Source organism: Ruegeria sp. AO1 (assembly GCF_056535985.1).
Genome location: NZ_JBQFJC010000001.1, coordinates 530,259 through 557,233, shown reverse-complemented (window position 1 = coordinate 557,233; position 26,975 = coordinate 530,259). Strand labels below are relative to the sequence as shown.

Annotated in this window: 25 protein-coding genes and 1 tRNA gene; 8 read left to right on the top strand and 18 right to left on the bottom strand. The window is 59.8% G+C overall.

The window, feature by feature from the left end; genetic code table 11:
- Positions 1–316: 316 nt before the first annotated feature.
- The 7 genes from ACR3FB_RS02760 to ACR3FB_RS02730 all read right to left on the bottom strand — a co-directional run bounded on the left by ACR3FB_RS02760 (position 317) and on the right by ACR3FB_RS02730 (position 6,087).
- Entirely contained in the window at positions 317–1,138 is an 822-nt protein-coding gene (locus ACR3FB_RS02760) for a hypothetical protein (RefSeq protein ID WP_480563888.1), read from the bottom strand.
- Entirely contained in the window at positions 1,135–1,959 is an 825-nt protein-coding gene (locus ACR3FB_RS02755; RefSeq protein WP_480563886.1) for a terminase large subunit domain-containing protein, read from the bottom strand. The genes ACR3FB_RS02760 and ACR3FB_RS02755 overlap by 4 nt, the downstream gene beginning before the upstream one ends.
- Positions 1,934–2,362 (bottom strand): hypothetical protein, encoded by a 429-nt coding sequence (locus tag ACR3FB_RS02750; protein WP_170528267.1) that lies wholly within the window; start codon positions 2,360–2,362, stop codon positions 1,934–1,936. The genes ACR3FB_RS02755 and ACR3FB_RS02750 overlap by 26 nt, the downstream gene beginning before the upstream one ends.
- Positions 2,363–2,742: 380 nt before the next feature.
- Positions 2,743–4,380, bottom strand: coding sequence for a DUF5906 domain-containing protein (locus ACR3FB_RS02745; protein ID WP_480563884.1), 1,638 nt, complete (start codon positions 4,378–4,380; stop codon positions 2,743–2,745).
- The gene (locus ACR3FB_RS02740) at positions 4,377–5,387 is read right to left on the bottom strand and encodes a bifunctional DNA primase/polymerase (protein WP_480563882.1); all 1,011 of its coding nucleotides are present in this window, start codon (positions 5,385–5,387) and stop codon (positions 4,377–4,379) included. The genes ACR3FB_RS02745 and ACR3FB_RS02740 overlap by 4 nt, the downstream gene beginning before the upstream one ends.
- A gap of 189 nt (positions 5,388–5,576) precedes the next feature.
- Positions 5,577–5,876: a hypothetical protein gene (locus tag ACR3FB_RS02735; protein WP_480563881.1), complete on the bottom strand. Its 300-nt coding sequence runs from the start codon at positions 5,874–5,876 to the stop codon at positions 5,577–5,579.
- 4 nt (positions 5,877–5,880) lie between these two features.
- The gene (locus ACR3FB_RS02730) at positions 5,881–6,087 is read right to left on the bottom strand and encodes a helix-turn-helix domain-containing protein (RefSeq protein ID WP_480563879.1); all 207 of its coding nucleotides are present in this window, start codon (positions 6,085–6,087) and stop codon (positions 5,881–5,883) included.
- 216 nt (positions 6,088–6,303) lie between these two features.
- On the opposite strand from ACR3FB_RS02730, the gene ACR3FB_RS02725 reads away from it, so the two are divergent.
- A complete protein-coding gene (locus ACR3FB_RS02725) occupies positions 6,304–6,813 on the top strand; it encodes a hypothetical protein (protein WP_480563878.1) in 510 nt (169 codons plus the stop codon).
- Positions 6,814–6,815: 2 nt separating this feature from the next.
- Positions 6,816–8,132, top strand: coding sequence for a tyrosine-type recombinase/integrase (locus ACR3FB_RS02720; protein ID WP_480563876.1), 1,317 nt, complete (start codon positions 6,816–6,818; stop codon positions 8,130–8,132).
- Positions 8,133–8,221: 89 nt separating this feature from the next.
- Here the strand turns inward: ACR3FB_RS02720 and ACR3FB_RS02715 are convergent.
- Positions 8,222–8,297, bottom strand: a tRNA-Trp gene (locus ACR3FB_RS02715).
- A 142-nt stretch (positions 8,298–8,439) separates the two neighbouring features.
- On the opposite strand from ACR3FB_RS02715, the gene ACR3FB_RS02710 reads away from it, so the two are divergent.
- Entirely contained in the window at positions 8,440–9,147 is a 708-nt protein-coding gene (locus tag ACR3FB_RS02710; protein WP_425085689.1) for a lysophospholipid acyltransferase family protein, read from the top strand.
- Here the strand turns inward: ACR3FB_RS02710 and ACR3FB_RS02705 are convergent.
- From ACR3FB_RS02705 to ACR3FB_RS02685, 5 genes are all read right to left on the bottom strand, one after another.
- Positions 9,144–9,389, bottom strand: a complete 246-nt coding sequence (locus ACR3FB_RS02705) for a MoaD/ThiS family protein (protein ID WP_170468530.1) — start codon at positions 9,387–9,389, stop codon at positions 9,144–9,146. The two genes, ACR3FB_RS02710 and ACR3FB_RS02705, sit on opposite strands and share 4 nt — an antisense overlap.
- Entirely contained in the window at positions 9,382–11,637 is a 2,256-nt protein-coding gene (locus ACR3FB_RS02700) for a xanthine dehydrogenase family protein molybdopterin-binding subunit (RefSeq protein ID WP_480563874.1), read from the bottom strand. The genes ACR3FB_RS02705 and ACR3FB_RS02700 overlap by 8 nt, the downstream gene beginning before the upstream one ends.
- Positions 11,637–12,116: a (2Fe-2S)-binding protein gene (locus ACR3FB_RS02695; RefSeq protein ID WP_480563872.1), complete on the bottom strand. Its 480-nt coding sequence runs from the start codon at positions 12,114–12,116 to the stop codon at positions 11,637–11,639. Before ACR3FB_RS02695 ends, ACR3FB_RS02700 begins: the two co-directional genes overlap by 1 nt.
- Positions 12,113–12,979, bottom strand: coding sequence for an FAD binding domain-containing protein (locus ACR3FB_RS02690; RefSeq protein ID WP_480563871.1), 867 nt, complete (start codon positions 12,977–12,979; stop codon positions 12,113–12,115). Before ACR3FB_RS02690 ends, ACR3FB_RS02695 begins: the two co-directional genes overlap by 4 nt.
- Positions 12,980–13,106: 127 nt before the next feature.
- A complete protein-coding gene (locus ACR3FB_RS02685) occupies positions 13,107–16,319 on the bottom strand; it encodes a reductive dehalogenase (RefSeq protein WP_480563869.1) in 3,213 nt (1,070 codons plus the stop codon).
- A gap of 74 nt (positions 16,320–16,393) precedes the next feature.
- Here ACR3FB_RS02685 and ACR3FB_RS02680 point away from each other — a divergent pair, with 74 nt between their 5' ends.
- Entirely contained in the window at positions 16,394–17,302 is a 909-nt protein-coding gene (locus ACR3FB_RS02680) for a LysR family transcriptional regulator (RefSeq protein WP_480563867.1), read from the top strand.
- On the opposite strand, the gene ACR3FB_RS02675 is transcribed toward ACR3FB_RS02680, so the two are convergent.
- Both ACR3FB_RS02675 and ACR3FB_RS02670 read right to left on the bottom strand, forming a co-directional pair.
- Positions 17,292–18,344, bottom strand: coding sequence for an ACP S-malonyltransferase (locus tag ACR3FB_RS02675; RefSeq protein WP_480563865.1), 1,053 nt, complete (start codon positions 18,342–18,344; stop codon positions 17,292–17,294). The two genes, ACR3FB_RS02680 and ACR3FB_RS02675, sit on opposite strands and share 11 nt — an antisense overlap.
- Entirely contained in the window at positions 18,341–20,533 is a 2,193-nt protein-coding gene (locus ACR3FB_RS02670) for a dehydrogenase E1 component subunit alpha/beta (protein ID WP_480563863.1), read from the bottom strand. Before ACR3FB_RS02670 ends, ACR3FB_RS02675 begins: the two co-directional genes overlap by 4 nt.
- 144 nt (positions 20,534–20,677) lie before the next feature.
- Here ACR3FB_RS02670 and ACR3FB_RS02665 point away from each other — a divergent pair, with 144 nt between their 5' ends.
- Entirely contained in the window at positions 20,678–21,574 is an 897-nt protein-coding gene (locus ACR3FB_RS02665; protein ID WP_480563861.1) for a LysR substrate-binding domain-containing protein, read from the top strand.
- A 156-nt stretch (positions 21,575–21,730) separates the two neighbouring features.
- On the opposite strand, the gene ACR3FB_RS02660 is transcribed toward ACR3FB_RS02665, so the two are convergent.
- The 3 genes from ACR3FB_RS02660 to ACR3FB_RS02650 form a co-directional block, all read right to left on the bottom strand.
- Positions 21,731–22,888, bottom strand: a complete 1,158-nt coding sequence (locus ACR3FB_RS02660) for an acyl-CoA dehydrogenase family protein (protein WP_480563859.1) — start codon at positions 22,886–22,888, stop codon at positions 21,731–21,733.
- Positions 22,889–22,968: 80 nt separating this feature from the next.
- Positions 22,969–23,553 carry a TetR/AcrR family transcriptional regulator gene (locus ACR3FB_RS02655; protein ID WP_480563857.1) on the bottom strand — a complete coding sequence of 195 codons (585 nt, stop codon included), beginning with the start codon at positions 23,551–23,553 and terminating at the stop codon, positions 22,969–22,971.
- A 64-nt stretch (positions 23,554–23,617) separates the two neighbouring features.
- Positions 23,618–23,773 (bottom strand): hypothetical protein, encoded by a 156-nt coding sequence (locus ACR3FB_RS02650; protein WP_480563855.1) that lies wholly within the window; start codon positions 23,771–23,773, stop codon positions 23,618–23,620.
- Positions 23,774–23,843: 70 nt separating this feature from the next.
- On the opposite strand from ACR3FB_RS02650, the gene ACR3FB_RS02645 reads away from it, so the two are divergent.
- The 3 genes from ACR3FB_RS02645 to cueR all read left to right on the top strand — a co-directional run bounded on the left by ACR3FB_RS02645 (position 23,844) and on the right by cueR (position 26,950).
- Positions 23,844–24,014 (top strand): hypothetical protein, encoded by a 171-nt coding sequence (locus ACR3FB_RS02645; RefSeq protein ID WP_170681414.1) that lies wholly within the window; start codon positions 23,844–23,846, stop codon positions 24,012–24,014.
- 78 nt (positions 24,015–24,092) lie between these two features.
- Positions 24,093–26,564, top strand: coding sequence for a heavy metal translocating P-type ATPase (locus ACR3FB_RS02640; RefSeq protein ID WP_480563853.1), 2,472 nt, complete (start codon positions 24,093–24,095; stop codon positions 26,562–26,564).
- Complete coding sequence (gene cueR, locus ACR3FB_RS02635) at positions 26,561–26,950, top strand: Cu(I)-responsive transcriptional regulator (RefSeq protein WP_480563851.1); 390 nt, start codon at positions 26,561–26,563, stop codon at positions 26,948–26,950. Before ACR3FB_RS02640 ends, cueR begins: the two co-directional genes overlap by 4 nt.
- The last annotated feature ends 25 nt before the right edge of the window (positions 26,951–26,975 follow it).

Genomic DNA, 26,975 nt, shown 5'->3' with positions numbered 1-26,975 from the left:
ACGTATCTGAGAACGGTAAGAAAGAGATTTTGAGCATGGTAGCAAACGAATAGCTTGTCAGGAAACTGGCAATTTCGAAGTCTTTTTCTTCAACTCTGTTAAACCAGGATAGCATATGTGTCTTGGGGACTTTGAAGACGACGGCATCGTTGTTTCTTTCCGTCAGGCCACATCTGAACCGGCACCGTAAACCGAGACAAAGGGCGATCCTGCGCCGGTTGAAAAGTTTGGGACAATCAAAATCGACCCGCAAGCGCTTGTAGCGGCGATGAAAGATGCCGCTGGGTTTAGTTGATCCAAGCGGTTTGCCCCACCGCTACCCCCACCGCCGCAAAAGCACTGGACGGACGCCCTTACTGGCGTCCTTGTTGGCCTGTTCTGCCAATGCGCGCTGTCGTGCTGCCTGCATAGGGGGCAGGCTCTTCGGCACGTCCTGTTCCCTCAGTCCGAGATTGCGAACGTGGCGATCTGAAAACGGATTGATCCGCTCTGGTCCGCCCGCGATGGGAGTTACCGCATTTCGCTTTTTGTGGACGTGTCGCTGGTGACCGAAGATGCCGAGGCACACCGAAAAAACCAGATCGTCGTTCGGGGCTTCCCTGCTGACCACATGCTCCATTCTGACGTTGCCCGCGTCTGTCTTGCGCGTCTGGATGGCCTGCATCTCGGCTTCGATCGCGTCGAGATGGGGAAGGTCTGGCGGGTAACGCAGCCGCTTGGCGTTGATGCAGGCACCGCCACCCCAGAACAACTCGTTGCGCGGCACAGACCAGTTTCGTTTCTCCGGCCCCTCGCCATGCCTGGCCTTTGCTCCGGATGTGATCATCGCAAGGTACACATCCAGCTTTGTGTTTGACCGGATCATCTCGCCGGGCATCTGCCCCACACCGCCGTAGTCGACCCAAATGTCCACCGGCAGCCCAAAGTGGTGACTGACACGGTGCGCCCCATTGATCACCCGATTGCAGGTCTCGGCGTACTCGACACCACGCCAACGCTCGGCGCTGATCAGGTCCAGCAGGGGCCATCCTGTGTCGGTGAAGTCGTTCAATAGCGTGACCGTCACGGCCGTGAAGTCGTTTTTCTGCCCAAGGTCGACGGACATGACCAATGGGGCCACACGGCGAGGGATTATCATAGTCGAAACGCTTTCATGCTGGGATCAACGCTGTCGCGGAATGCGTCCACGTCAATTGGGTTGAGGCCATCGGTAACGAACTCAGCCAAGTATTCCTGTTTGAACATGATCTCGCCCAATGAGGCGCGTTGCTCGGCGAGAAACTCGGGCGTGATGCGGGGGCATTCCGTGCTAGGCACATGCCATCTGCTCCAGTTCTTTGCGGTTTTGGCGCGCTGGTAGGCTTCAAAGAAGAACCCGGAGCGACCGTTAGGGCTGCTGAGTAGGATAAGCTTCGCCTTGCTGGATGTGGTTGCCATCATCGGCGTGATCGCGGCTAAAATATCGTCGGTGGCAAACGCGGCCTCATCCACAATAACCATCGTTGCGGCTGCGAAACCGCGCACAGTGGCGGCGTTGCTGGGCAGGGCGATCAAACGCGCGCCGTTGACCAGCGTCATGGATCGCTTGTTGTCATCATCCGCGCGTACTGGGATGCCCGCCTCATGCACCATCTGGCGTGTGGTGCGGAACAGTTCACCGCTCTGGCGGTCGGACGGGCTGATCATGAGGGTGAGGCTGTCGGGGTTGTACCGGGCGTGATGGGTGCCCTTCACGGCTGTCCCTGTGCTTTTCCCGACCTGACGCCCACAGGCCAGCACGAGGCGCTGCTCGTCGGCTCTGGTAAACGCGACTTGCCATGGGTCCAGTTGCAGTCCGAGGTAGTCCTGTGCCCAAATGTCGGGAAGCAGGGCGCGCTGTAACGCGCGCATCCGTTCTGGGGTTGCGCTCTCGCGGATGCGCTTGGCTTCGGCCTCAATGCTTCGTTTGATTGTTAGCATTGAGGGCGTCCAAAGCTGCTTTCTTCGCAGCGGTTGTGTCATCCGCACCGGACAGCCACGCGGAAATGTCGTTTTCGTCATTGTTGGTTTCGTCAGTCAAGGTGACTTTGTGGTTCTCGCTGACGCCATGGATCGCAGACATGCGCCACTTTGCGGCTGACAGCGCCACGTGCAGGTTCTCGTTCTGGCCCTGTAGCTGCGCGATCCGTCCTTGGGTGACGACCTTGTCCAACTCGCGCCCCTCAGCAATGGCGTCGGCTGCGCGCTTGCGTAGGGTGTTGACGTCACATTCAAGTTCTTTGGCGACCATACGTAGGGTCCAGCCCTTAGCGATCAATTGTGTGATCCGCTCCAACTCGGTCGGATCAGGTAGCCACTCGTTGTTTGGTCCTCGTTCTGCCATCGGTATGAAACTCACTTAGCTACGCGCGCGCGAGCGGAGCATGAAACCGCGCTCTTGCTGTTTATTCTAGCGCACACGTTGGTATGTGGTCCAGTTGTGTGCGTTCGTCCCTGATCTGGGGTCTTTATCACTGCCGTCACTGCGGTCATCACTCCCTATCCTATTGTTTTTATTCATTTAGTGATGAAGTGATAGAGAAAAGAGAGGTAACGTATGTGAGGGCGCATCGCATCCGCGTGTGAAATCGCATTCCTGTATATGCAATTTCTTCTATGATTTTCTGTCACTGCGGCACTAATCCTTTTTTTCATCACGTTAGCTAGTTCTTCCGCCAGTTTTGCAGTGCTTTTTCCGGCTCTTCGGCACTTTTTTCGGCCTTTTCACACCAGTTTTCCCGATACCGCGAAGGTGTCGACGTTCACTTTCTTCGCGAACTTGGCCATGGCTTCGTCCAGTGGGTCGATCTTGAAGATGATTGATCCGTTGCTCCGGTAGTCGCCATCGGTCACGTCCCGCAGGAAGTCGTAGACCTCTCGGACACCCGGCACCTCACCGGCGATCCGTCTGCGTTGCCACCATTGCTCAAGCAGGACCATCAAGGCTCCGCCGTTTGCCCTGAACCCACTTGTTTCCCAGTGGACGTAGTCACCTGAGTTGCCGCCTGAGTTGTCGTTGGGCTTGTCTGCAGGCGCGTCGCTGCCACTGATCTGGTCGGCGTGTGTCACCCAATGCGCGCGGCCTGTCTGGACGATTTGGGCTGTTTGCAACTCGTCGTACCACCACTGTGCGATGGGATCTAAAGACAGCAGCTTCTGTGCGTTTCTTGCGGTTGTTTTCGGGATGTCGGCTGGTCTGAAATCTCCGAGATCGTAGTTCATCAGGTAGTGCAGGAAGCAACCCAACTCGGAACCGTTCACGAACGCCCACAGCTTGTCAAAGTGCCCCGTGTCTTTGATCAGGGTGTCTGCGGCTTCAAACACCGCGAACCGCCTGTCTCTGGCCTCAATGCGGGCCGCGTGGTCGGCGTTGGTGGAGACGTAAATCCGCAGCAGGTTCTTCATCGGGGTTGCGTCGATGCCCTTGAACTCCAGTTTGCGGTAACTCTCCGTGATCATCGCTTTCAACTGCCCGAGTGTTCGCTTTTCGGTGAGGCTGACTTCGTCGGCAAACAGCATGATCGTGTCGCGCAGGTGCCCTGTGAACTTGCCCGTGACCTCGCCCTCGGATTGCGCGTGGTAGGAGTGGTGGTGCCCGTAAATGCCACACAGCGCGCGTCCGATGACACCCTTCCCTGCGCCGGGTTCGCCGTGGACGACGAGTGCGGTTCCGATGGGCATGTCCGCGTTCTGGACACCCCATGCCATCCACTTGATGATGTAGTCGGCGTGTTTCTGAACGCCTCTGGCCAGCACCTTGGTGATGTGGTCGATGATGATCTGGCAGTCGCCCTCTTTCGCCTCAACGCCCCAACCGGACCAAAGGTTCAGCGTGTTGTCGTTAGCGGTCTCGTTCACCGCTAGGCACACGCCGTCGGTGTAGGTGTCTCGGGCCGGATGCTCCAACCACCACTTGCCGATCCCTTTCTGGTTCCCGTCTATGTCCAGTTCTGGTGCCGGTGTGCTGCCGTAAAGGGCGACGATGTCGTGCGGCTTCGCAAACGTGCGGGACGTTCGGTCAAACACGACGGTTTTCCCGCTGACGCTGACCACCGCGTACCTGTCAAAGATCGTGCCGTACTTGCCCTTTGGCTTGTAGGTAAATTTGCCGGTGTCGGCGTCGTCTTGTTTCCGTCGTCGGACCATCTCGGCCTTCAACGCGTTCTTCAGGAACGTCTTGTTGGGAGCCAGCTTGCCAAAGTTCTTTTTCAGGTCTTCGACGGCTTCGGCAATGTCCACGTCAGCGGTCTTCTCGGTCAAACCTGCGTCAGCCCATTTGACGACCAGCGACTTGATCCGCTTCTTGATCTTCTCGATGTCCGTCGGTTCCTCACCCGGTTCTAGGCCGTCAAACCTGTTCATCCGCTCCCCCTGCGTTTTTGTATGAGTTGTTCGATTTGTTGGAGTTCATCTTCGGTGGCAGCGGTTATGAACTCCGCTACGGTTCTGGCCTCGCTGCGCGCCACACCGGCTTCGATGATCGCGTCGATGTCCTCGCGGGCCTTGGTGTAGTACCAGCGCGCGATGGCAGGCAGCCTGACGCGGTGTTTCTCGTAAAGTTCGGTGGTGATCGTCCCGCCTTGGTACGCGGCGATCAGGGCTGCGTGCATGAAGTCTTCGATGCTGTTGGTCTCGAATTTCCACCAGTTCGCGGCGATGAACGCGATTTTCTGAAAATGCTTGTGCAGTTCGTCGGGCTGGATCATCAGCTTGATCAGGACGTCAGCCAGCGTGTGCCAATCCTCAACCGTGCGCCCGTCCCGGTACTTGTGGAGACCAAGTTCGACGCCGCCACCCGTGCTGCCGTCTGCGTTGTTCGGGGCCTCGGGCCACTTGTCGCGTGGGGTGGTTTGGATGACTTCGTACCCCGGCGACGGTGGCACGATGACGTACCCGCCCTCTCCGCGCCGATCCACGCCCTTGTGGATGCCGCCTTGGGAGTTCCGCTCTCCGTTGAATTTGCAGTAGACGTGCAGACCACCGGACTGCGTTCGGACGATGGTTGAGGTCTGGTACGCGGCCTTGTTTGCGTTCCACCACTCCTGCGCGGCCAGTCCTTCGGCATGAATTTTTGGATTGTGGTGCCCGATCTTGCCCAGGTCGACGTCGACAACCGTTGCGCCTATGCCCTTGCCGGTCGGCATCCCGATCAGCGCGTTTGGCCAGCGGTTCCACCATTTGACCACCGTTTCGACATTGGACGTGGCATCCTTGTAGCCGTTTTTCGTGTGCGGCTTTTTGTGGTCTACCTTGTTTTCGGGAGTGTTGTAGCAGGGGAAAATCGGACAACCTGAAAGGGCCAACCTGCGCGCGGCCTGATGCAGTGGCTCGGCTTGCGGGGGTGGGTTAACTTCGGTATCTTCGGTCATTGAGGCACCTTGATTGCGAAAGGTGTTTGTCGATCCGCCGCCCGCGATTTGAACAACGGAGCCGAGAGTGTGTTGGTAGCACCTTCCGGCTTCGCTCATTGCGGCACACCGTCACCCGATTTGGCGACCCATATATTCCGCAAATTATTGACATTAAAAGGAAAAGACCTGACACTTTGTCATGGCCGACTACCTGTAACTGACTGACACTGCGACCAGTTTCGGAGGGTAGGGTGCACGTTGTGCCAATCCGAAAAATTCTGTCACGGTGTAGATTTCCGGCTCATCTGGGCTGCTGGTCGTGGCGTCCCTGTGTTCAACCAGATCGTCCTCGGTGATGCTTTCTTCCTCCAAAATCCGACGCAAACGCGCCTTGCCCGCGTCGATTTCCGCGTCTAGGTAGGATCTATCGGCAAACTCGGAGGCGATGAACGCTTCCGCGATCCAGTTTGTACCACCCGTGTCTGTCGTCGTGAATAAGGCGATCATCACGTCACCATGTTTTGTTGGCCTTGCGTTCCAGTCGTTCGATTTCCGATACCGGGATCAACCACCGCTTGCCCTGAAACGTGCCGCGCAGGATCGGCTTGTCGGCTGACAACCATCGCAGGATCGTGCTGCGGTCGCATCCGACGATGGCTGCAAACTCGGTCGGCGAAACGAATTTGCGTTTCGGTTGTGAGGTCGTCTTGGTCGTCACGTGCAGTCCTCCGCTCTTGGTTCTTTTGATGCATTTGTAACACTGTCTTTGTGTTTAATCTATATAACACGTGTGTAAAAATTGAAATCGTAACCGTTTCAATGACCGCTATGGTAAATACCGGATATGAATGTGATGTATGAGTTGCAAATACTGAGCGTGTGAGGCATACAATACGATTGTAACCGTTAAATCCGACACAGAAAGGCAGAACCAATGAAACGATCGGAACTCTGGTCCGACACCAAAATCCCCGGTTGGGCCGCGCGCATGGCGCATCTATCGCTGGATGAAATCGACATGAACTGGGTCGAAGAGTGGCGTAGCGATGCCGCGCTGTTCCAGTTCACCTCGCCCGACGAAATCCACAGCCTTTTGACCGAGGTCTATTCGTTCTGGGTCAAACCCGATGACACCGACGCGTTCATGCTGTTCGACAACACACCCGGCCTGCCTGAGATCAAAACACGGGTTGGTATGGTGATGCAGCAACTAGTCCACACCACCGAGATCGTCGTCAATCTCGACCGGGATCATCAGGCGCACATCAACACCAACACGCTGCGCGCCCGTTTGGCGCTGGAAATGTCGCGCGATCTGCACGCCGCGCCGGACTTCGGAGAGTGCCGTCATTGCGGCGGCTGGTTCCCAATCAAACGACGCGGCGCTGTCTACTGCTCTGGTCGCTGCCAGACGGCGTGGTGGCGCGCAAATAAGGAGGACTGACTGTGGCATCTGTCTACGAAAGACCGAACGGGAGATGGCTGGTTGCGTATCGCGCACCCTGCCCTGCCGGAACACTTCGCGCCTCGGGCACCCCGGTCATGGTGCGGCGAAACAAGGTCATCACCGCCACGTCCAAAAAGGACGCACTGCGCCAGGCCCGCCAGATTGAAGACAAGGCGCAGGCGGAGAAGCCAACGAAACAATCGACCGACACGCTCGGCTGGTTCATCAACGAGATCTACGTAAAACATCAGCGGGGCACCAAGTCGATAAAAACGGCTCATCGCGATGCCCAGCTTGGCGCGGGAGTCATTCGTCTCCTCGGGTCTGACATGTTGTTGAAGGACGTAAACGAGGACACGTTCGATGCTCTGGTCGCTGCGGCCCAAGCCGAAGTCTGGTCGGAAGATCGGCCGTCAAAATCCGGCCAGCATCGCAACGGCCCACGGCAGGTTCATCACCTGTGGTCGTTCCTGAAACGCGTCATGGCCTATGCTTGCAAAAAAAAGCAGGTCAAGTTCAATGTGAAAGCAGCCATCCTCGACGCGCCGCCGGTTCCGAAACGCGGGCCAAATGTGAAGTACGCATCCGCCGAGGACACCCGCATCCTTGTCGACGGGCTGCGCAATGGTCACGGCCCACGCAAACGCAAAAATCCCGATCTGGCTGACGTGGTTCAGCTTGGGTTCCTGCAGGCGCTGCGCAAACAGGAGACGCTTGGGCTGCAGTGGTCCAACGTCTCACTCGACGCCGACGTGCCGTTCATCAACGTGGTGGATGTGGTCGAGGAAGCGGGCGGCATCTATCGACTGCGCACCGGGACCAAGACGGACGCTAAAACCGGTCAGCTTGGTCGAAAGGTTTTTTTACGCCCTGAAGCGATTGAATTGCTCTGCAGGCGTCAGGGTGTGACCAACAATGCTTTGGTCTTTCCTGACCCCGTCACAGGCGCTGTCTGGCGTCCTTCGGCGGTCTCTTCCATGGTCCGTACGGCTGCAAAAAATCTGGGTGTTGTTGCTGGGCTGCATTCCCGGCGTCATGGCGGGATCACCGCGTTGCTCGAGGCAGGCGTCCCGTTGGAGGTTGTTTCCAAACACGCGGGCCATGCAAACACCGACATGACCGAGACGACTTACGGCTGGGTAACGGATGATCTGGCGAAGCAGCAGGTCGCGGCCATCACATCGGCGCAAAAACCGGTTGAGGCCGAGTTGCCAACTGACGTGATGAAACTGGCGCTCGACTACGCGCTCAAGACCGGCGAGCCGCTGGATCAGGTCATTTCTGCCCTTCATGGGCTGAAAGTTGCCGCAGAGTAGGCAATGCGCCTCATGCGATGCAAATACGGCTCGGTTACACGCCGTTGTTACACGTCGCACAACTGCAATCTGCTAAATCTCTGATTTAATGGCAGGGGCAGCAGGGTTCGAACCCGCGACCTACGGTTTTGGAGACCGTCGCTCTACCAACTGAGCTATACCCCTAGGCTGAGCCTCAGATATGCCAGCCGCGCGGCGGACTCAAGAGGCTTTTTCAGTTTCTCGACCACTTCTCGACAAGACAAACAAGTTGCACGCGGCGTTGAGTTCTATAAGACACATTTTGGCCAATATGAGGGACCCATCCGTGAGTATCCGCAAAAAGATCGCCGACAGCGAAGCCGTGTTAAACTGGGCGGCGCGTCGTATTGCGAGCTATATTCGGATGGTCAACCGTAACACCAAATGGCAGCGCATCGGCTATGAGGAACTAGACCAGCTGGCCGAACAGGGCGAACCGGTCATCGTTGTTCTGTGGCATCAGCGGCTGGCGCAATCCCCTTATTTCTTCCCGCTGGATAAGGCGCAAATCTGCTCGATCACGTCCTCGGCGCGGGCGGGCAGCATGGTGGGTCGCGTGCAAAAGCTGTTCGGCATGGACACGATCGCTATGGCCAGCAAACACAAAAGCAACGTCGCCGTGTCGCGTGAAGTTCTGGGCAAAATGAAGCAGGGGATATCCATTGGTATTGCCGCCGACGGACCCCGCGGGCCGGAGCGGGTTCTGTCGACCGTGCCTTTGGTCTGGGCGCGCACATCCAGCAAACGGGTGTTCGGAATCACCTTCTCGGCCCGTCACGGCAGCGAGGCCGGTACATGGGACCGCTTGTTTATGCCCCGCCCCTGGCGCAATGAAGGCGTGTTTCTGTGCCGCGAATGGACCGAGACCGTGCCTCGCAAAGCCAGTGAAGAGCAGATCGAAACCCTGCGCCAAAGCCTTGAACAGCACATGAACGACATCACGGCCGAGGCCGATCGGATGGTCGGGCGCGAACCGTGGTCACCTAAGCCCTAGCCGCCGCGTAGCCTCTGCATCAGATAGACTTCGCTGCCTTCCGGGATTGGTTCCGTCAGGCCCGTTGCAATCACGCGCCCGTCGATCGCGATTGAGACGCCCGCATCAATAGGGGCCTGCAATTGTGGATGCGCGCGCACTAGGGCACGCAGCAACTCTCCTGTCGTTTTGGCCTCGACCTCGACAACGGCCAAGCCCCCGGTCAGAGACCGGAGGCCGGACCAGAGGTGAACCTCAACCATTGCCTTTGAGCGCGGCCAGAATGCGCGGAGGTGACATCGGCAGTTGCTTCATCCGCACACCCGCCGCGTTGGAAACAGCGTTGGCGATGGCGGCAAGCGGCGGCACGATGCCGGTCTCGCCCACACCGCGTACCCCAAACGGGTGGCCGGGGTTGGGCACTTCGACAATCACCGTGTCGATCATCGGCAGGTCACTGGCGACGGGGATCCGGTAGTCGAGGAAGATTGAGTTCTGCAACCGCCCGTCCTCGCCGTAGATATATTCCTCGTTCAGCGCCCAGCCGATGCCTTGCGCGGCACCGCCTTGGAACTGGCCTTCTACGTAGGTCGGGTGGATCGCCTTGCCGGCGTCCTGAATGACCGTGTAGCGTGTCACGCTGGTCTTACCGGTTTCCGGGTCGACCTCGGCATCGACAATATGGGTGCCAAAGGACACGCCCGCACCTTCTGGGGTTGCCTCGAAATGGCCCGAGATAGGGCCACCGGTGCGCCCCATATCCGCCGTGATGTCGGACAGGGCCAGCGGGTCGAAATCGCCTGCGTTTGGGCCTGAGGGCACGGCGCAGCCGTCTTCCCATTTAACCGCGTCGACCGGGATACCCCACTTGGCCGCCGCGCGTTCACACAGTTTCTCAACCGCGTGTTTGGCAGCCTTGATGGTCGCCAGACCCGACGCGTAGGTCACGCGCGAGCCATGTGAGACGTCGTTATACCCCAGCGTCGCCGTATCCGCGATGGTAACGCGGATGTTCTCGTATGGGATGCCCAGAACCTCGGCCGCCATCAGCGCCATCGACGCGCGTGAGCCGCCGATGTCCGGCGTTCCCACCATCAGCTGGGCCGAGCCATCTTCGGACAGGGCCAGGGATACTGAGGTCTCACCGCCGTGGTTGAACCAGAAGCCACAGGAAATCCCGCGCCCCTGTCCCGGCTTCAGCGGTGCCGAATAGTGCGGATGGGCCTTGGCGGCCTCCAGCGTTTCGACCAGACCAATACGTTCGTAGGTCGGGCCATAGCTGGCCTTGGTCCCTTCATGAGCGGCGTTTTTCAGGCGGACATCAACGGGGTCGAGACCCAACTTGTTGCACAGCTCATCAATCACCGACTCAACCGCAAAGGCACCCATGGGGGCGCCTGGCGCGCGGTAAGCGGCCTGTTTCGGACGGTTCGACATCACGTCATAGCCGATCTGCTTGACGTTGGTCAGGTTGTACGGCGCGAAGGCGCACATGGCAGTCATATCGCCCGGCGCACCGGGGAAGGCCCCGCCCTGGAGGCGGAACACGCCTTGTGCTGCCGAGATGGTCCCGTCCTTCTTCATGCCGATCTTGACGTCCATCGACGCCGACGCCGTTGGGCCGGTCGCCCGGAAAACCTCGGACCGGGTCATAACGATCTTGACCGGACGGTTGGCTTTGCGGCTCAGCGCCAGTGCAACGGGTTCGATAAAGACAGTGGTCTTGCCGCCGAAACCACCGCCAATCTCGGACGCAGTGACGCGAAGTTGCGAGGTCTCAATGCCAAGCAGCGCGGCGCAGGTCTTTTGCGCTATCCAGTGGCCTTGCGTGGTGCACCACAGCTCACCCTTGCCGTCATTGCCCAGCATGCCCAGACAGGCGTGTGGCTCGATATAGCCCTGATGGGTCGCCTCAGTAACAAAGCTGTCTTCGATGACCAGATCCGCTTCGGCAAACCCGGCCTCGACATCTCCGTGGCCGCTTTCGTGGTAACGTACGACGTTCGGGTGCAGCCCTTCGGGCACCGAATAGTCCGCCGCGCCTTCCCGAATAACAGGCGCATCCGACGCCATCGCTTTGTCCACGTCGGTCACATGGGGCAGCACTTCGTATTCGACCTCGATCAGCTTGAGCGCATCCCGAGCTGCTAGGGCCGACGTTGCTGCAACCGCAGCGACAGCGTGACCATCATAGAGTGCCTTTTCGCCCGCCATGACGTTTTCCAAAACGTTCCAGAACTCGCCATCGAGACCCGGTTTGAACGGGACATCGGCAAAGTCCGCGCGGGTGACGACGGCTTTGACATCCTTGTGCGCCTCGGCCTTCGAGGTGTCGATCTTCACGATCCGCGCGTGTGCGTGGGGCGAGCGCAGAACCGCTCCGTGCAACATGCCGGGCGCATAGGCATCAGCCCCGAACTTGGCGCGGCCAGTGACCTTGTCCAAGCCGTCCGGGCGATCCGGACGCGTGCCAACGAAAGTGAATACAGATTTGCGATCGTCGAGTGCCATTACGAAGCCTCCCGCAGCTCTTCCGCCGTTTCCATCACGGCGCGAATGATCTTGTCATAACCGGTGCAGCGGCAGAGATTGCCTGCCAGCCAATACCGGGTTTCCTCTTCGGACGGGTTTGGGTTCTTCTCGAGCAGCGACTTGGCCGCCACCAGAATGCCCGGGGTGCAGATGCCGCACTGAAGCGCCGCGTGTTCGATGAATTTCTTCTGTAGCGGGTGCAGAACGTCGCCATCCGCGATGCCTTCGACGGTTTCGATGGTCTTGCCCTCGGCCTCAACACCCAGCATCAGGCAGGAACAGACCAGACGGCCATCGACAGTGACGGAACATGCTCCGCAATCGCCGGTACCGCAGCCCTCTTTCGCGCCGGTCAGGTTCAGCTTGTCGCGCAGACAGTCCAACAGCGTTTCGCGCGGGTCGCAGAGGTATTCGACCGTGTCCCCGTTCACGGTGGTGGATACGTGGAGCTTGCTCATGCGTTTTCTCCCTTCGCGCGGGCATAGGCGATTTTCGCGGCGCGCTTGGCGAGCACACCAGCTACCTCGGTGCGGAATTCGATCGTACCGCGTTTGTCGTCAATCGGGTTACAAGCGGCCGAAGCGGCCGCGGCCAACGCGTCGAGGGCGGTGTCGCCCAGTGTGCTGCCGACGATGGCTTTCGCACAGTCTTCAACCAGCAAAACGGTCGGGGCGACAGCGCCCAAGGAAACCCGCGCCTCGGTGATCACGTCGCCGTCCAGACGCAGGCTGACACCCACGCCGACCACGGCGATGTCCATTTCGGTGCGCGGGATGAAGCGCAAATAGGCGTCGCCAGCGTTGTCGCCCCGTGCTGGGATATTGACGGCCGAGATCACTTCACCCTTCGCCAGCGAGGTCTTGCCCGGTCCGGCGGGGATTTCCTCAACAGCAACCTCGCGCGCGCCATCCGGGCCGGTCACGTTGACCGTCACGCCCGCCGCAACCATCGCAGGCACCGAATCCGCCGCCGGAGAGCCGTTGCACAGGTTGCCCGTCAGTGTCGCGCGGCCCTGCACCTGAGTCGATCCGATCAGATCCATCGCCTCGACCACACCGGGCCAGTCGCGGCCCAGCTCGGGATGCTCGCTCATTTCTGCGCCGGTGACAGCGACGCCAAGCGTCCAGCTGCCATCGGAGTTTTTCGTGATCTGATCCACACCGTTGATTTTCTTGATGTCGATCAACGTATCGGGCGTCACCAATTCCGAGCGCAGCTGCACCAACACATCGGTGCCGCCTGCCAGAAACCGTGTGGTGCCCGTCGCGTTTGCAGCCAGAGCCGACGCCTCGGCAAAGCTGGCGGGGCTGTGATAATCCATGAAAATACCTCGCACCTGTCAATCAGGATTCACTGGGTTCTGGGGGAAGGTAATGCAGTGCCTCAGCGGCGTCCATGGCCGTAGCGACCAATTTTTCTACAACTTCATGTCGTTTTTCGACCTCGAGTCAGAGATCGATCTCAATCACGCCATCGGGTTGCGCGGCGCGGCTTTGGCACAAAATGATAGCGCTCTCGCGTTGTTTGTTGGACAGGACAAAGTCGCGATGTTCGATTTCGCCCGAAACAACACCGCATTTGCAGACGCCGCAGATACCATCGGCGCATTTCACATCCACGTGAATGCCCGCCTCGTTCAGCACCTGCGCGGCGTCCTTGTCTTCCGGCACGGTCAGTTTCTGGCCCGATTTCGCCAGCTTCAAGGTGAAGGGAAAGTTTTCGTACTCCGGTTGCTCGGGGACCGAGAAATACTCAAGATGCCGGGCTTCGTCTGGGAAACCCTGCCGTTCGGCCGCTTGCATGACGCCCTCCATGAAGCGATCTGGCCCACAGGTATAGACGTGCCAGCCGTCCTGATAGCCTGAGAGGATCGCATCCAGATCGGCCCGCGTGCCTTCATCCGAGAAATGGTAGTGCACGTTTTCTGTCCACGGCATCGCGGCCAGATCTTCCAGATACCCGGCCCCGGCGCGGGTGCTGGCGGAGTAGTGCAGCACGAACGGTTTGCCCAGCGCGTGCAAACGATGGGCGAAGGCGATCATTGGGGTGATGCCGATCCCCCCACCCATCAGGAAGGTTTTTGTTGCGGTCTCATCCAGTTCGAAATGGTTGATCGGCTTCGAGATGAAAACCTTGCGGCCTTCGTTGAAGATGCGATGCAACAGAGCCGAACCACCGCGCCCCTCATCCTCACGCAAGACACCAATCTGATAGCTCGCCCGGTCCGAGGGGTCACCGGACATCGAATACTGGCGCAGGAACTCGGGCGCGACCAAAACGTCCAGATGCGCGCCCGCTGTCCATTCGGGTAAAGGAGAGCCGTCCAGCGTCGAGAATTCGTACTTGGTCACATCGGCCGTCATCTTGTCGACCTTGGTCAATTCGACCCGCATGACGGGCGCATCGCCGGCGATCTCGTAGCGATGGACAACCGACATATCGCCAGCCGCCTTGCGTGCCTCGTATTCCTCGGCGCTGACCATCGCCTCATAGGCAGCAATACCGGCCTCGCGGTCCATGGCAAAGGGGTAGGGCCACGGATGCGGGGCCAAATAGGCGGGGTAAACGGCCAGTGTCTGATCTTCGTACTTCAGATCCAGATCGGGCTGCAGATCACGCTGATTCAGCGGATGCACCGAAGGGCGATAGGCGCCATCCGACTGCAGCTCGATATCCCACCACCATTTTTTGACGTCATTCAGGCCACCATTGCCCACCGCATCATCCAGTCTTGCCAGTGCCGGGGCGGCCTGAGGGATATTCATCGCCGCCCATCGGAAAGGGCGTTCTTTGAAAATCCCCTCAAGGTTCCACGGGCAGGTCTTCATGCAGCGCCCGCACATCGACCCTCCGGGCGTTGTCACGCGATAGGTCGCGCATTTCTGGCTGTCAGACTTCCAGATTTCATAGCCGTTGAACATCAACTTCGGTCCGGCGGTGATCGCGCCCGAAGGGCATTCGCGGGCACATTTGTTACAGCTTTCGCAGAAACTCTGCAGGCCGAAATCAATCGGCTTGTCATGGATCATGGGCATATCTGTCGTCACCGCGCCGGACTTCAGACGCGGGCCGAGATAGGGGTTCAGGATAACCTCGCCAATCCGGCTGACCTCGCCCAATCCCGACAACAGCAATAGCGGAGGTTGCAGCACCTCGCCATCCATAACCGTATGGGCCTTGGCCTTGTAGCCGAGGTTGCGGATCTGCTGCGCGATCACGCCACCCAGCAGTGAAAACCGCAGATAGGCGCGCATGGATTGCGCAACGCTGATCCAATCGTCACCGCTTGCGCCCTCCATCGTCTCATAGCCCTGGTCGATGATCATGCTGATAGCCTGATCATGGGGCGGAGTGATCTCTTCCCCCGTCGCATCATGGGAATACCACGCCCAGTCCGGGCAACGGCTGAGGCCAACGGCATCGACCCCAAGGAAGTAACTGGCGGCCTTAATATTGGCGGCATTGCGCTCGGCCTCGGTCGGGGGTGAGTCCTTTGTGCTTTCGCCATCCTGCAACAGAACAAACGCGCCCAGCGCCCGACGTTGCGCGAAACTGGGGGCTGATTTGCGCACGTAATATCCGCCCTTGGCGGCGTCCTGCAGGTGTTTGCCCATATCGCCGAACTGCGCCCGCGCGAACATGTCAGCGCGCTTGGGAACGCGCGCGACGTTCGCCTCATCAATATAGGTGGTGGGCGTCTCGACCCGCTTGAGCCGCTCAAACGGGTGCGCCCCGTCCACATAGCGGCGTTTGGCATAGGCGTCGCGGTTCAGAGCGTTCTTGGCGAACCCGGTGCCCAGCCACCACGCAGGGCCTTGGGTCCGGAACCAAGGTTGTTGCGCCATCGGTTGCAGGGGCTGATCGTGGGCAATCTCCATCTCGGTCGTGACAGCGGCCAGACCAAAACGACGCCCCAGCCATGGGGCAACAAGCGTGCCGTCTTCGACCGAGGCCAAACCCGCCGCGACTGCCAGCTTGCCCAGATCCACCTCAGACGACATCGCTGTATGCGCCCGTGCATCGAACCCCAGCAGGCGGATGTAGTTGGCGATCACAACGGCATTCTCAGTCGCCAGTAGGCAGGCCCGGTGGTCCTGCGCATCCATGATCCAGTCGGACCCCGGCTCGTCCGGGTTCGGGTCGCGGTTATGTTCATAGAGGAACACCAGAGCATGACGATGCGAGGCCATCGGACGCGGCGCGGCCTCCATGCTTTCCTTGAGGTCGGCCATAATGACGTCGATCCCAGAGGCCAGCGTTTTGGTCTGGCGCGTCTTCAACGCATGGGCCAGACGGTCGATATCGGAGTTGCAGCGCGGATCGTCCAACAGCGCCTCAGGCGGCAGCGGCCCGCAACCCATCATCGAGGCATCGTTGAAATAGCCAAACGCCTTGAGGTGATCTGCCCGCGCCTGCGTGTCCTGCGGGATGTCCGAGGCGACAGGGTTCACCAGCCCATCCCGAATCGTGTCCAGCATAGCCTGAAACTCGCCCATCGCATTCACGATGCTCTCGGGCCGGTCAGGCCGATGAAAGCTAAGCTCGGGCATCGGGGGCAGCTGGGACAAATCGGGCATCGCCTGCTGGCGCGCCAGACGCTCCAGCGGATACGACCCCATGTGAACGGGTCGGTTCTTGTCCGAGAAAAAGCGAAGTCCCATATGCGTGCCCCTTGTTTGCGCCTGACCTAGCGCCCTCTCGACAGCAAAACCATTCATACTTAATCATAGATTGTATGAGCAAAATCGATTTCACTGATCTGGACGGCAAGGTCCTGCGCATATTTCTGACGATACTCGAGGAGAGCTCGGTCTCGAAAGCGGCGGATCGGCTGGGTGTCACACAGTCGGCCATCAGCCACACATTGGCCAAGCTACGGCAGGTGCTGGGCGATCCTCTATTCGTACGATCCGGCCAGGGCCTGACACCGACCGAACGCGCGCTTGCCCTGCAAGAGCCGGTCCGCAACGTTCTGGACGGCATGCGCGCCCTGACAGATGAACGCCCCTTTGATCCCCTGTCAGAGCAGATGGAAATCCGCATCGCCACCAATGATATGCCGCGAGAGCTGATCTTTCCCGACCTTCTACGCGCGACCCGTGCCGAGGGGATCAGGCTGCAGTTGGAATTCATCTCATCCGGCGTACCGGGGCCGGACCTGCTGCGCAACGACCGGTGCCAGTTGATGCTTACGCCGCTTCCGCCGGATGGGCCGGACATCTTTCAGAAGCGGCTGACCACAAGCCCCTTGATGGTGTTTTATGACAGCAGTCAACGCACCGCGCCCGAGACGTGGGAGGCCTACTGTAAGAGTGAGCATGTCGAGGTTCGCTTTCCCGACGGCCGGAATGCGCGCGCGGTGATGCGCGGCGTGGATCAAAGCCAGATCCGTCCGCCAACCGTCGTGCTGCCTCATTTCAATGCCATCCCGTCTTTCATCGCGGGCAGCCCCCTGATTTCCACCGACACGGCGCTGATGAAAAACGGACCACTGGCCGCGCTGGATTGCGCGCCCTTGCCGTTCGACTGCGAGCCGGTCTCGATCTACATGGTCTGGCACCAGCGCTCGGCCAATGACCCGGCCCATCGCTGGTTGCGCGACCGGATCGAAACCCTCGCCAGTACTATTCAGATCAAGACCTGAAGGAGGACCTGCCTGTCGCCAGAGCCCTTTGATCCTCGCGTCCCATGGCTACAAGAATCGGCATGTCCTCTTGCCGCGCGGTGAATGAGGTCTTGTCGGTCATGCCGCTCCACCCCGCCATGGTCAGAGACTGCGCCACCGCGCCGCCCAGTGTCGTCCCCGGCCCCGTCACAATGAACAGGTCCGGTGCGAACTCTCGCGCAGCGGTTTGAATGGCATGGGTGAAATCGTAGGTCTCGGACACCTGATGGCCCAGCGTATAATCCCAAAGCGCCTCGGTATCGTTGGCGCCCGGCCACCAGATCTTGCCACGCCCGTCGATCATCGGATGACGGGGTTGGCCGAACAGATCGGGTTTCAGCCGCGCCCGACCTTCAGCGGCAATCGGGGCCTGTAGCGAGGTATGGAACGCCGCATGGTTCGGCAGCCGCATGGGAAAACGGTCCTGAACGGTGGGATGAGATGCCTCGAACGCTGCGAGACCGGCCTCATTCCCGGCCAGCACCAGCATACCGCCCAGATCAATCGACAGCGCCAGATCCTGCCCCTCGACCGCGTTGATGTCAGATACGTCCTGCAACAACGCCTGTTTCTGGTTCGCGCTGTCGATCCAACTGTCATCGGTGAAGGGATAGACCAACTGCCCCCCAATCAGATGTTCCTGCATCAGAGTGCCCATGGTGTTCACCACGCGGAACCCGTTCTCAGCGCTCAGTGCGCCAGCGGCGGCGAGAGCGATATACCAGCCCATCGAGTTGCCGGTCACAGCCACCACCTCGATATCATCCGCCAGCGACTGCGCATCCGCCAGCGCGGCGGCATAGATCAGGGGCGAGGCCACATCGCCGCGCGAATAGGTGCTGACCGCAAAGCGCGCGGCTCCGTCCAGCGCGGTTACCCCGTCTTGTCCGGCCTCGGCGCGCATTGCGTCAAAGCGCTGGAACATTGGCATCTTGTCCGCATGGTGGCGGTGTAGATAGCCAAGTTCGGGCTTGTTGTAGGTGCCCCGACCGGGGCAGATCACGACAGCTGTTCGGGTCATTTCTGTACTCCGGTCAGATTAAGGGCCGCAGCGACGATACCGTCCTTCGATGGCAAAGGCGCGGCATAGGCAGGGCCGGTCGCGATAAAACAATCCTCTGCCACAACGCGAGCGATTGGCGTCTGGGCGCTTTCTTCGCGGAAGAGGGTCATCAGCCCCTCGGACTGGCTACCTGTGCGACGGCATTCATCCACGATCAGAACATGCTTGCAGTCTTTGGTCGCCTCTAGAAGCGCCTCAACCGGTAGTGGCGCCAGCCAGCGCAGGTCAACGATACGCGCGTTCACCCCGGCCGCCGCCAGCTCAGGCAGCGCCTGACGCGACAGGTAGTGGCCATTGCCGTAGGTCACGATGGCCAGATCGGTGCCATCGCCATGCACCCCAACCTCGCCCAGCGCAATCCGCCGGTCGGGCGAGGGGTAGGACGTCATCCAGCCCCCGTCCTGCGCCGCATTCAGATCCCGCACGGGATAGAGCGCAATCGGCTCGAGGAACACAACAACCCGCTGCTCTTCCCGCGCCAGCCGCACGCATTCACGCAGCATCTGCGCCGCGTCTTCACCGGTCGAGGGGCAGGCAATGATCACGCCCGGAATGTCGCGCAAAACGGCCAGAGAGTTGTCGTTGTGGAAATGCCCTCCAAAGCCTTTTTGATACCCAAGCCCAGCAATCCGCAGCACCATCGGGTTGGTGAATTGCCCATTCGAGAAGAAGGGTAAAGTGGCAGCCTCACCGCGGATCTGATCCTCGGCATTGTGCAGATAGGCGAGGAACTGGATTTCGGGGATCGGCACAAACCCGTTGTGGCCCATGCCGATGGCGAGGCCGAGGATTGATTGTTCGTCCAGCAGAGTGTCGATCACACGGTCCTGACCGAACCGCTGCTGCAGCTTCTGCGTCACGCCGTAGACCCCGCCCTTGCGGCCGACATCTTCACCCATACAGACGATCTCGCCATGCTCCAGCATCAGATCGGTCAGCGCCCAGTTGATTAGGCGGCTCATGGGCTGCGGGTCAGCCATCGCGCGCATGTCGCCCCCGAACGCGTTTGCCCGCACATCCACGCTGGGGCCGTTCGTCGGCTTGCAGGCACGTTGGGGCGGGATGAGGCTGATCATGACATCCTGCGCGGTCGACAAATGCGGGCGCGTGGCAGCCTCGGCAGCCACACGGTCCGTTCGGGCGCAGCTGTCCTGATAGATTTTCAACGCCTCTTCCGGAGCCAACGCCCCCGCCTGATCCAACAGGCGAACGGAATGGAGAAGCGGGTCGTTTGCCTCATCCGCCTCAACCTCGGTCTTGCTGAGATATGTGGTCGGCACATCCGCCCCCGCATGGCCATAAAGGCGTACGGTCCGCAGGTGCAGGAAGGCGGGCTTGCGGCGCGTGCGGACATAATGCGCGGCTTCCTGAGCCACGGCGTAGGTCTCATAGATGCCCAGCCCATTGGCCTGAAAATACTTGATGCCTGGACGATGCGCCATCGACGCTTCGATCCAGCCTTTGGGTGTTTTCACCGAAATTCCGATGCCATTGTCCTCGCATACGAACAGCAAGGGCAGTGGCGTGGATTGGACACTTGTCCAACCCGCCGTGTTGATCGCCCCTTGCGCGGTCGAATGGTTGGCCGAGGCGTCTCCGAAAGAACACATGGCGATGCCATCTTCGGGCAGCACCCGATGCTCGGGGTCATGCCGCCGGGCGGCCCCCAACGCATAGGCCGCGCCAACCGCTTTGGGCAGGTGGCTGGCGATGGTCGAGGTCTGAGGCGGGATCATCAGGGCCTTGGAGCCAAGCACCTTATGACGCCCGCCCGAAGTCGGATCCTCTTTCGAACACGCAAAGCTCAGCAGCATATCCCAGGCGATCTGTTGGCCCGGAACTTGCTCGGCCCGGGCGATCTGAAACGCCGCATCGCGGTAGTGCAAAAAGGCGATATCCGTCGGGCGCAGGGCGTGGGCCACGGCAGCCATGCCCTCATGACCCGATGAGCCGATGGTATAGAACCCCTGCCCCGCCTTCTGCATCGCCCGGCTGGTGCGATCCAGCGCCCGGCTGAGGACCTGCGAGCGGTAAAGTGACACCGCATCTTCATGGCTCAGCCCGCCGACCGGAGGCGCACCTTCGGGAAAATCCCGGTTTGCCACGCGGGACAGGAAATTCTCATGGACGATCTGCGCGCGATCCATAGCTCGGCCTTCTCAAATGTTGCGGGGCTGTCCGCGGGTCTTGTTTTCGAACGGCGCGGGCGCGCACGTTGCAGGGCACTATATCCGGCTGGTGTCCGCAAAAAGCCAGTGATAATCAAACCCAAAGGTATGAGGAAATGTAATATGATCGCGCCCCGACGCTTTCTTCCGTCGATTTCATCCCTGCTCGCGCTTGAGGCTGTGGAAAGGCTGGGTAGCGCGTCAGCGGCCGCCGAGGAGCTGTCACTGACCCAAAGCGCCATCAGCCGCCAGCTGAAAACGATGGAGGAGCAGTTGGGCATCGAACTGATCCAACGCACCCAGATGCGGCTGCACCTGACCCCGGCCGCGCAAGAGTATGTCCAGACGGCCCGCACGGCCCTGCATCAACTGGCGCAGGCGTCGCTGAAACTAAAGGCCAACCCGACCGGAGGGTCCCTCAACCTGTCCATTCTGCCGGCATTCGGGATGCATTGGTTGGCCCCGCGCCTTCAGGACTTCGCCCGCAATCACCCTGAGGTGACAGTCAACCTGAACACAAGGCTGCGACCCTTCGATTTCGAGACCGAGGCCTTCGACGCGGGTTTTCACTTTGGTCGCCAGAATTGGAGCGGCGTGAACTACCTAAAGATCATGACAGAGTATGTCATACCCGTCTGCGCGCCTGACCTTCTGCCCGACCAGAGTGATGAAATCGACTGGCTGGAGCAGGCGCCCCTATTGCACATGGAAACGCGCCCCGACGGATGGGAGCGCTGGTTTGCCGCTCAGGACCATCCTGTCAGCGGATCGCGCGGGATGCTGTTCGATCAGTTTTCCACGATGATACAGGCCACGATCCATGGGTTGGGTGTTGGCCTGTTTCCCAGCTATCTCGTCGAAGAGCATCTAAAAACCGGCCGCCTTGCCTTGGCTTGGGATGGGCCGGAGGTCAGCTTGGGCGCGTACTATCTGGTATGGCCCAAGAACAGGATTGAGTCCGAACCGCTGAAGTCATTTCGAGCATGGCTCGAACGGCAACTGGACCCGGAAATCACATAGATATCCGAACAAGCCGCCAACCGAAAAACTGCGCAGCCTATGGCCTTGCGTCCTGCGGACGGCAGGGGGCCGGGCAGGCGCGGGCTGCGCCCGCGCCTGCCCGGCCCGACGGGAGGAGATGTTCCGAAAGGAACTTCGACGACGGGCGGGAGGGCCTCAGACGTCAATCGAACGCGCGATGAGTTCCTTCATGACCTCATTGGTGCCGCCATAGATCATCTGCACACGCGCATCGGCATAAAGGCGGGCGATCGGGTATTCCATCATAAAGCCATAGCCGCCAAAAAGCTGCAGGCACTCGTGCATGATCTCGTTCTGAACCTCTGACCCCCAGTATTTGACCATGGACGCGGTGGCGGCATCCAACTCACCCGCCTCCAGTTTGCCAATGCAATCATTCACGAAACTGCGCAGCACTTCCGCCTTGGTTTTGCACTCGGCCAGTTTGAACCGCGTGTTTTGGAAATCCATGACGCGCTGACCAAAGGCCTTGCGCTCCTGCACGTATTTCACTGTCTCAGAGATGGCGAAATCAATCGAGCCCAGCGCCATGATGCCGATGGTCAAACGCTCCCACGGAAGCTGTTTCATCAGCTGGTAGAACCCCTGCCCCTCATTCGGGCCGAGCAGATTGGTCATCGGCACTTTGACATCTTCAAAGAACAGCTCGGCGGTGTCATTGCCCTTCATGCCCAGCTTCTTGAGGTTGCGCCCGCGCCGGAAACCCTCGGCCCCGTCCGTCTCAACCACAATCAGAGATACCCCCTTGGCACCCAAGGTCTTCTCCGTCTTGGCGGCGACTATGACCAGATCGGCGCTCTGACCGTTGGTGATGAAGATCTTCGACCCGTTCAGGCGATAGGAATTGCCGTCCTTCTCAGCCGACGTCCGCACCGCCTGCACATCCGAGCCCGTGCCCGGTTCGGTCATGGCCAAAGCCCCAACCATCTCGCCCGAGGCCAGCTTGGGCAACCAGCGCTGCTTTTGGTCTTCACTGCCATAGGCCGTGATATAGTGCGTTACAATCGACTGGATCCCATATCCCCATCCGGCGTCCCCACGCGCCGTCTGTTCGTACAGAGTGACCGAGTCAAACCCCATGTCCCCACCGACGCCGCCATATTCTTCCGGGATCGCACCCGCCATCAGACCGGTTTCCCCGGCTTTGTGCCAGAATGCCCGGTCTACGATGCCATTCGCGGCCCAGGTTTCGGCATTGGGAACCAGCTCATCATCCAGAAACCGCCCCGCCATCTCGGCAAACATACGGTGTTCGTCAGTGACCCAAGCTGCGGTCGAGGTAAAAAGCGACATGTGGTATTCTCCGATCAGGTGTTACCTGAAAGGCTATCGCGGCGCCGTAGATAGGCCAATCCACGTAACGCCGCGTTCCGTCAATGCAACGCAGCGTTCTTTCGGGTCAGGGCAGCATCCAGCAGCATTTGCGCTGCGGCCTTTGCGTCTTCAGCCGGATTGCCGTTTTTCAACAGAACGGCCGAGACGATCGCGCCCTCTTGCAGCAAAACAATCTGACGGGCCAGAAGCTCTGGCGCATGCGCGCCGGATTGGCGCGCCAATGAGGTCAGGTGTTCCAACATAACCCGTTTATGTTCTGCTGCCTGCACATGGATTGGATGGCTGGCGTCCTGATACTCGGCCGCGGCCTTTAGGAACATGCATCCGCGAAAGTCGTCCTCTTCGAACCACTCTTTAAAAGCGTCGAAAGTGGCAATCAGTTGCCCGGCTGGCGTGTCTGCAATCTGCTCAACCCGTCGCAGGATCCGATTGCGGAAACTTTCATCCCGTAGGCGCAGAACGGCCAGGATCAGATCTTCTTTGGTGCGGAAGTGTTTGTACATCGAGGTTTTGGACACACCGGTTTCTACCACTAGCTTGTCCATGCCGGTCGCGTGGAACCCGTCTCGGTAGAAGACCTCCATCGCCTTGCGCACCAGTTCATCGCGTTTGTTAGGACGCATCAGAAAGCACCTGAGTGTACCGGCCTGTACAATTTTTTCCCACTTCCATTGCGGTTTCTTCACGTCACTGCACGTCGTGAACCCAAGGCATCACAACGACTTCACTTTTTTGCAACGTGAGCTCTTGCAAATCATAGCCAGTGAGAACACTTTTTAAAGGGTTACCGATCAGTACACCCAAGGATCTGACGATGAAACGCCACTCCAGCTTTGTTGCCACGCAATATGTCCCAATCATTTTGGTGCTCGCTTTACTGACTGCGGCGGTGGCCACATGAACAGGCGATAGTATGATACGCTCAGCTTTGCAGATCGTCTCGGCCTTGATCATCGGGTCTGCCTTTTTGTTGCTTGTGGTACTGTTTGGCTTTTTTGCCTCACCTGATGCGGTGCGGTCGACCCCCGAGAACGCCAATGGCCAATCCTTGCTTGAAAGCCTATTTCAGCGCGAGGGCCGCTAAAAATCACGCAACACCTCTTGACCTTCCTGTCACTGGAACCCCCATGTGGATAACAAGATATCTGTCGGGATGAGTCGCATGACAAAGGGCACTCAATTGAAAATCACGGGCATGAGCTGTGCCTCATGCGTTGGACGCGCCGAGGCTGCCTTGCAGGCTGTTCCCGGCGTGCAGGACGCCTCGGTCAATTTTGCGACCCAGACGGCTCAGGTCACGTTTGACGGCCCGGTCTCCGCCCTCAGCGATGCATTGCAGGCCGCTGGCTATCCGGCGGCAACGCATCAGACCGCTTTGCAGATCACCGGGATGAATTGCGCGTCCTGCGTGGCCAAGATCGAACGTACTCTGCAAGCAAGCCCTGGCGTTCTTGAGGCCAGCGTGAACCTCGCCAACCAAAGCGCGTCGGTCACCTATGTCGAGGGCGCGACCACGCCGCAAGCGCTGGCCCAGATCACAACTCAGCTTGGATTTCCCGCGCAGCTCAAGATGTCTCCGGGGTCGGAAACGCGGTCCGGTGAAACGACGGATGAGGCACGCGACCTGAAACGCGCGACAGTGCTGGCCGCCATTTTGGCCCTGCCCGTATTTGTTCTGGAGATGGGCGGGCATATGCTTCCCCCATTCCACCATTGGGTTCACGCAACTCTCGGACAGCACACCAGCTATCTGATCCAGTTTGCCCTGACAACGGCCCTGTTGATTGGCCCGGGACGCGTGTTCTACGCCAAGGGCATTCCGTCCCTGCTGCGCGGGGTGCCGGACATGAATGCTCTGGTCGCTTTGGGGACCGGGGCGGCCTATCTGTTCTCCATCATCTCGACTTTCGCGCCCGGCCTGCTGCCACAGGGTACAGCGAATGTGTATTTTGAAGCCGCAGCGGTGATCATTGTTCTGATCCTGCTGGGCCGCATGATGGAGGCGCGCGCCAAGGGCAAAACCGGCGCGGCCATCCGCGCGCTGATCGGGCTTCAGCCTAAAACTGCGCGCGTCGAACAAAATGGCGCAACCGAGGACCGCCCCATTGCTGAAATAGCGGTGGGCGACGTTCTACAGATCCGCCCCGGGGAACGCGTTCCGGTGGATGGAGATATCCTCGACGGAACCTCTTACGTTGATGAAAGCATGATTACGGGAGAGCCGGTACCGGTTGGCAAATCCGCTGGCGACCCCGTGGTGGGGGGCACCGTGAACGGAACCGGCGCGCTGCGTGTGCAGGCGACTCGCGTTGGTGCGGATACGGTTCTGGCCCAGGTCATCGCGATGGTGGAACAGGCCCAGGGGGCAAAGCTGCCCATCCAAAGCCTGGTCGACCGGCTGACCTATCGCTTTGTTCCAGCGGTGATGCTGGTTGCGGCTTTGACCATTACTGCTTGGCTGATCTTCGGGCCTTCTCCGTCCCTGCCGCTGGCGCTGGTGGCCGGGGTATCGGTCCTGATCATCGCCTGCCCGTGCGCCATGGGTCTGGCCACGCCGACCTCGATCATGGTGGGAACGGGCCGTGCGGCGGAGCTGGGTGTTTTGTTCCGCAAGGGCGATGCGCTGCAACACTTGCAGCAGACCAAGGTGGTCGCCTTCGACAAAACCGGTACGCTGACCCTCGGGCGCCCCGAACTCGACCACGTGACCACCACCAACGGGTTTGAGCAGGATATGGTGCTGCGACTGGCGGCCGCGATCGAATCCCGGTCGGAACACCCTATTGGCACTGCTATCACCCGCGCCGGGCCTTCTGATCTGCCCGAGGTTTCTCAGGTTCGGTCCCTCACCGGCCTTGGCCTTCAGGGCCGCGCAGAGGGGCATGACCTGCTGATTGGCTCATACAAATTGATGCATCAGAATGGCGTGGATATCTCGGATCTGAAGCCAGACGCCGATGCACGGGCCGCGCAGGGGGCGAGCCCACTGTTCTTGGCCATTGATGGAGTGGCGGCAGCCAGTCTGGCTGTCTCGGACCCTGTGAAGCCGGGCACGGCCGAGGCGCTGGCCAAGCTACACGATATGGGCCTGACGCTTGCCATGGTAACCGGAGATAACGCGCAGACGGCGCAAGCGATGGCCGACAGGCTAGGCCTTGATCACGTGGCCGCCGACTTACTGCCCGGCGACAAACAGAAGACGCTAGAGGGCTTGCGCAGCGAATTCGGCGCGCTCGCCTTTGTGGGCGATGGGATCAACGACGCACCTGCTCTGGCGGCAGCTGATGTTGGCGTCGCCATCGGCACCGGAACGGATGTCGCGATCGAGGCTGCAGATGTGGTTCTGATGTCCGGCGATCTGCGCGGCGTCGTGAACGCAATCGACATCAGCCATCGGACGATGCGCAATATCCGTCAGAACCTCGGATGGGCGTTTGGCTATAACACTTTGCTGATCCCTGTGGCCGCCGGAGTGCTGTACCCCTTTGGCGGGCCATTGCTGTCTCCGGTGCTTGCGGCGGGCGCGATGGCCCTGTCCAGTGTCTTTGTCGTCACAAATGCGCTGCGTCTGCGGTGGGTCCGCCCCAACGTCGCGGAAGGTGCGCAAAAAACCGCGAAGGAGGCCCACGCATGAATATTGGCGATGTCTCAACCCGCACCGGACTGCCTGCGAAAACGATCCGCTACTATGAGGATATCGCGCTGATCAAACCTCTGCGCGATGACAACGGCTATCGCCGGTTTCGCGAACAGGACATTCACAAGCTAACCTTTCTAGGGCGCGCCCGCGCCTTGGGGTTTACCATCGAAGACTGCCGCACACTGCTGGCGCTATATGAAGATGAAAGCCGGGCGAGCGCGGATGTAAAGCAAGTTGCACGGGATCATCTGGCGCAGTTCGACGCAAAAATCGCCGACCTCAAGGCGATGCGCGACACGCTGAGTCATTTGGTCGAGGCCTGCGCCGGAGACGACCGACCGGACTGCCCGATCCTGAAGGATCTAGGCGGGAACAGCTAACACGGGGTTGCCCTTTCGCGCAGGC

Bases quoted from the DNA above. Each gene is read 5' to 3' on its own strand.
- cueR (WP_480563851.1), top strand. From the start codon at position 26,561: ATGAATATTGGCGATGTCTCAACCCGCACCGGACTGCCTGCGAAAACG.
- ACR3FB_RS02760 (WP_480563888.1), bottom strand. From the start codon at position 1,138: ATGATAATCCCTCGCCGTGTGGCCCCATTGGTCATGTCCGTCGACCTT.
- ACR3FB_RS02660 (WP_480563859.1), bottom strand. From the start codon at position 22,888: ATGTCGCTTTTTACCTCGACCGCAGCTTGGGTCACTGACGAACACCGT.
- ACR3FB_RS02675 (WP_480563865.1), bottom strand. From the start codon at position 18,344: ATGACCCGAACAGCTGTCGTGATCTGCCCCGGTCGGGGCACCTACAAC.
- ACR3FB_RS02750 (WP_170528267.1), bottom strand. From the start codon at position 2,362: ATGGCAGAACGAGGACCAAACAACGAGTGGCTACCTGATCCGACCGAG.
- ACR3FB_RS02735 (WP_480563881.1), bottom strand. From the start codon at position 5,876: ATGATCGCCTTATTCACGACGACAGACACGGGTGGTACAAACTGGATC.
- ACR3FB_RS02655 (WP_480563857.1), bottom strand. From the start codon at position 23,553: ATGCGTCCTAACAAACGCGATGAACTGGTGCGCAAGGCGATGGAGGTC.
- ACR3FB_RS02670 (WP_480563863.1), bottom strand. From the start codon at position 20,533: ATGGATCGCGCGCAGATCGTCCATGAGAATTTCCTGTCCCGCGTGGCA.
- ACR3FB_RS02740 (WP_480563882.1), bottom strand. From the start codon at position 5,387: ATGACCGAAGATACCGAAGTTAACCCACCCCCGCAAGCCGAGCCACTG.
- ACR3FB_RS02640 (WP_480563853.1), top strand. From the start codon at position 24,093: ATGACAAAGGGCACTCAATTGAAAATCACGGGCATGAGCTGTGCCTCA.
- ACR3FB_RS02685 (WP_480563869.1), bottom strand. From the start codon at position 16,319: ATGGGACTTCGCTTTTTCTCGGACAAGAACCGACCCGTTCACATGGGG.
- ACR3FB_RS02665 (WP_480563861.1), top strand. From the start codon at position 20,678: ATGATCGCGCCCCGACGCTTTCTTCCGTCGATTTCATCCCTGCTCGCG.
- ACR3FB_RS02680 (WP_480563867.1), top strand. From the start codon at position 16,394: ATGAGCAAAATCGATTTCACTGATCTGGACGGCAAGGTCCTGCGCATA.
- ACR3FB_RS02645 (WP_170681414.1), top strand. From the start codon at position 23,844: ATGATACGCTCAGCTTTGCAGATCGTCTCGGCCTTGATCATCGGGTCT.
- ACR3FB_RS02745 (WP_480563884.1), bottom strand. From the start codon at position 4,380: ATGAACAGGTTTGACGGCCTAGAACCGGGTGAGGAACCGACGGACATC.
- ACR3FB_RS02690 (WP_480563871.1), bottom strand. From the start codon at position 12,979: ATGGATTATCACAGCCCCGCCAGCTTTGCCGAGGCGTCGGCTCTGGCT.
- ACR3FB_RS02705 (WP_170468530.1), bottom strand. From the start codon at position 9,389: ATGGTTGAGGTTCACCTCTGGTCCGGCCTCCGGTCTCTGACCGGGGGC.
- ACR3FB_RS02755 (WP_480563886.1), bottom strand. From the start codon at position 1,959: ATGCTAACAATCAAACGAAGCATTGAGGCCGAAGCCAAGCGCATCCGC.
- ACR3FB_RS02725 (WP_480563878.1), top strand. From the start codon at position 6,304: ATGAAACGATCGGAACTCTGGTCCGACACCAAAATCCCCGGTTGGGCC.
- ACR3FB_RS02695 (WP_480563872.1), bottom strand. From the start codon at position 12,116: ATGAGCAAGCTCCACGTATCCACCACCGTGAACGGGGACACGGTCGAA.
- ACR3FB_RS02700 (WP_480563874.1), bottom strand. From the start codon at position 11,637: ATGGCACTCGACGATCGCAAATCTGTATTCACTTTCGTTGGCACGCGT.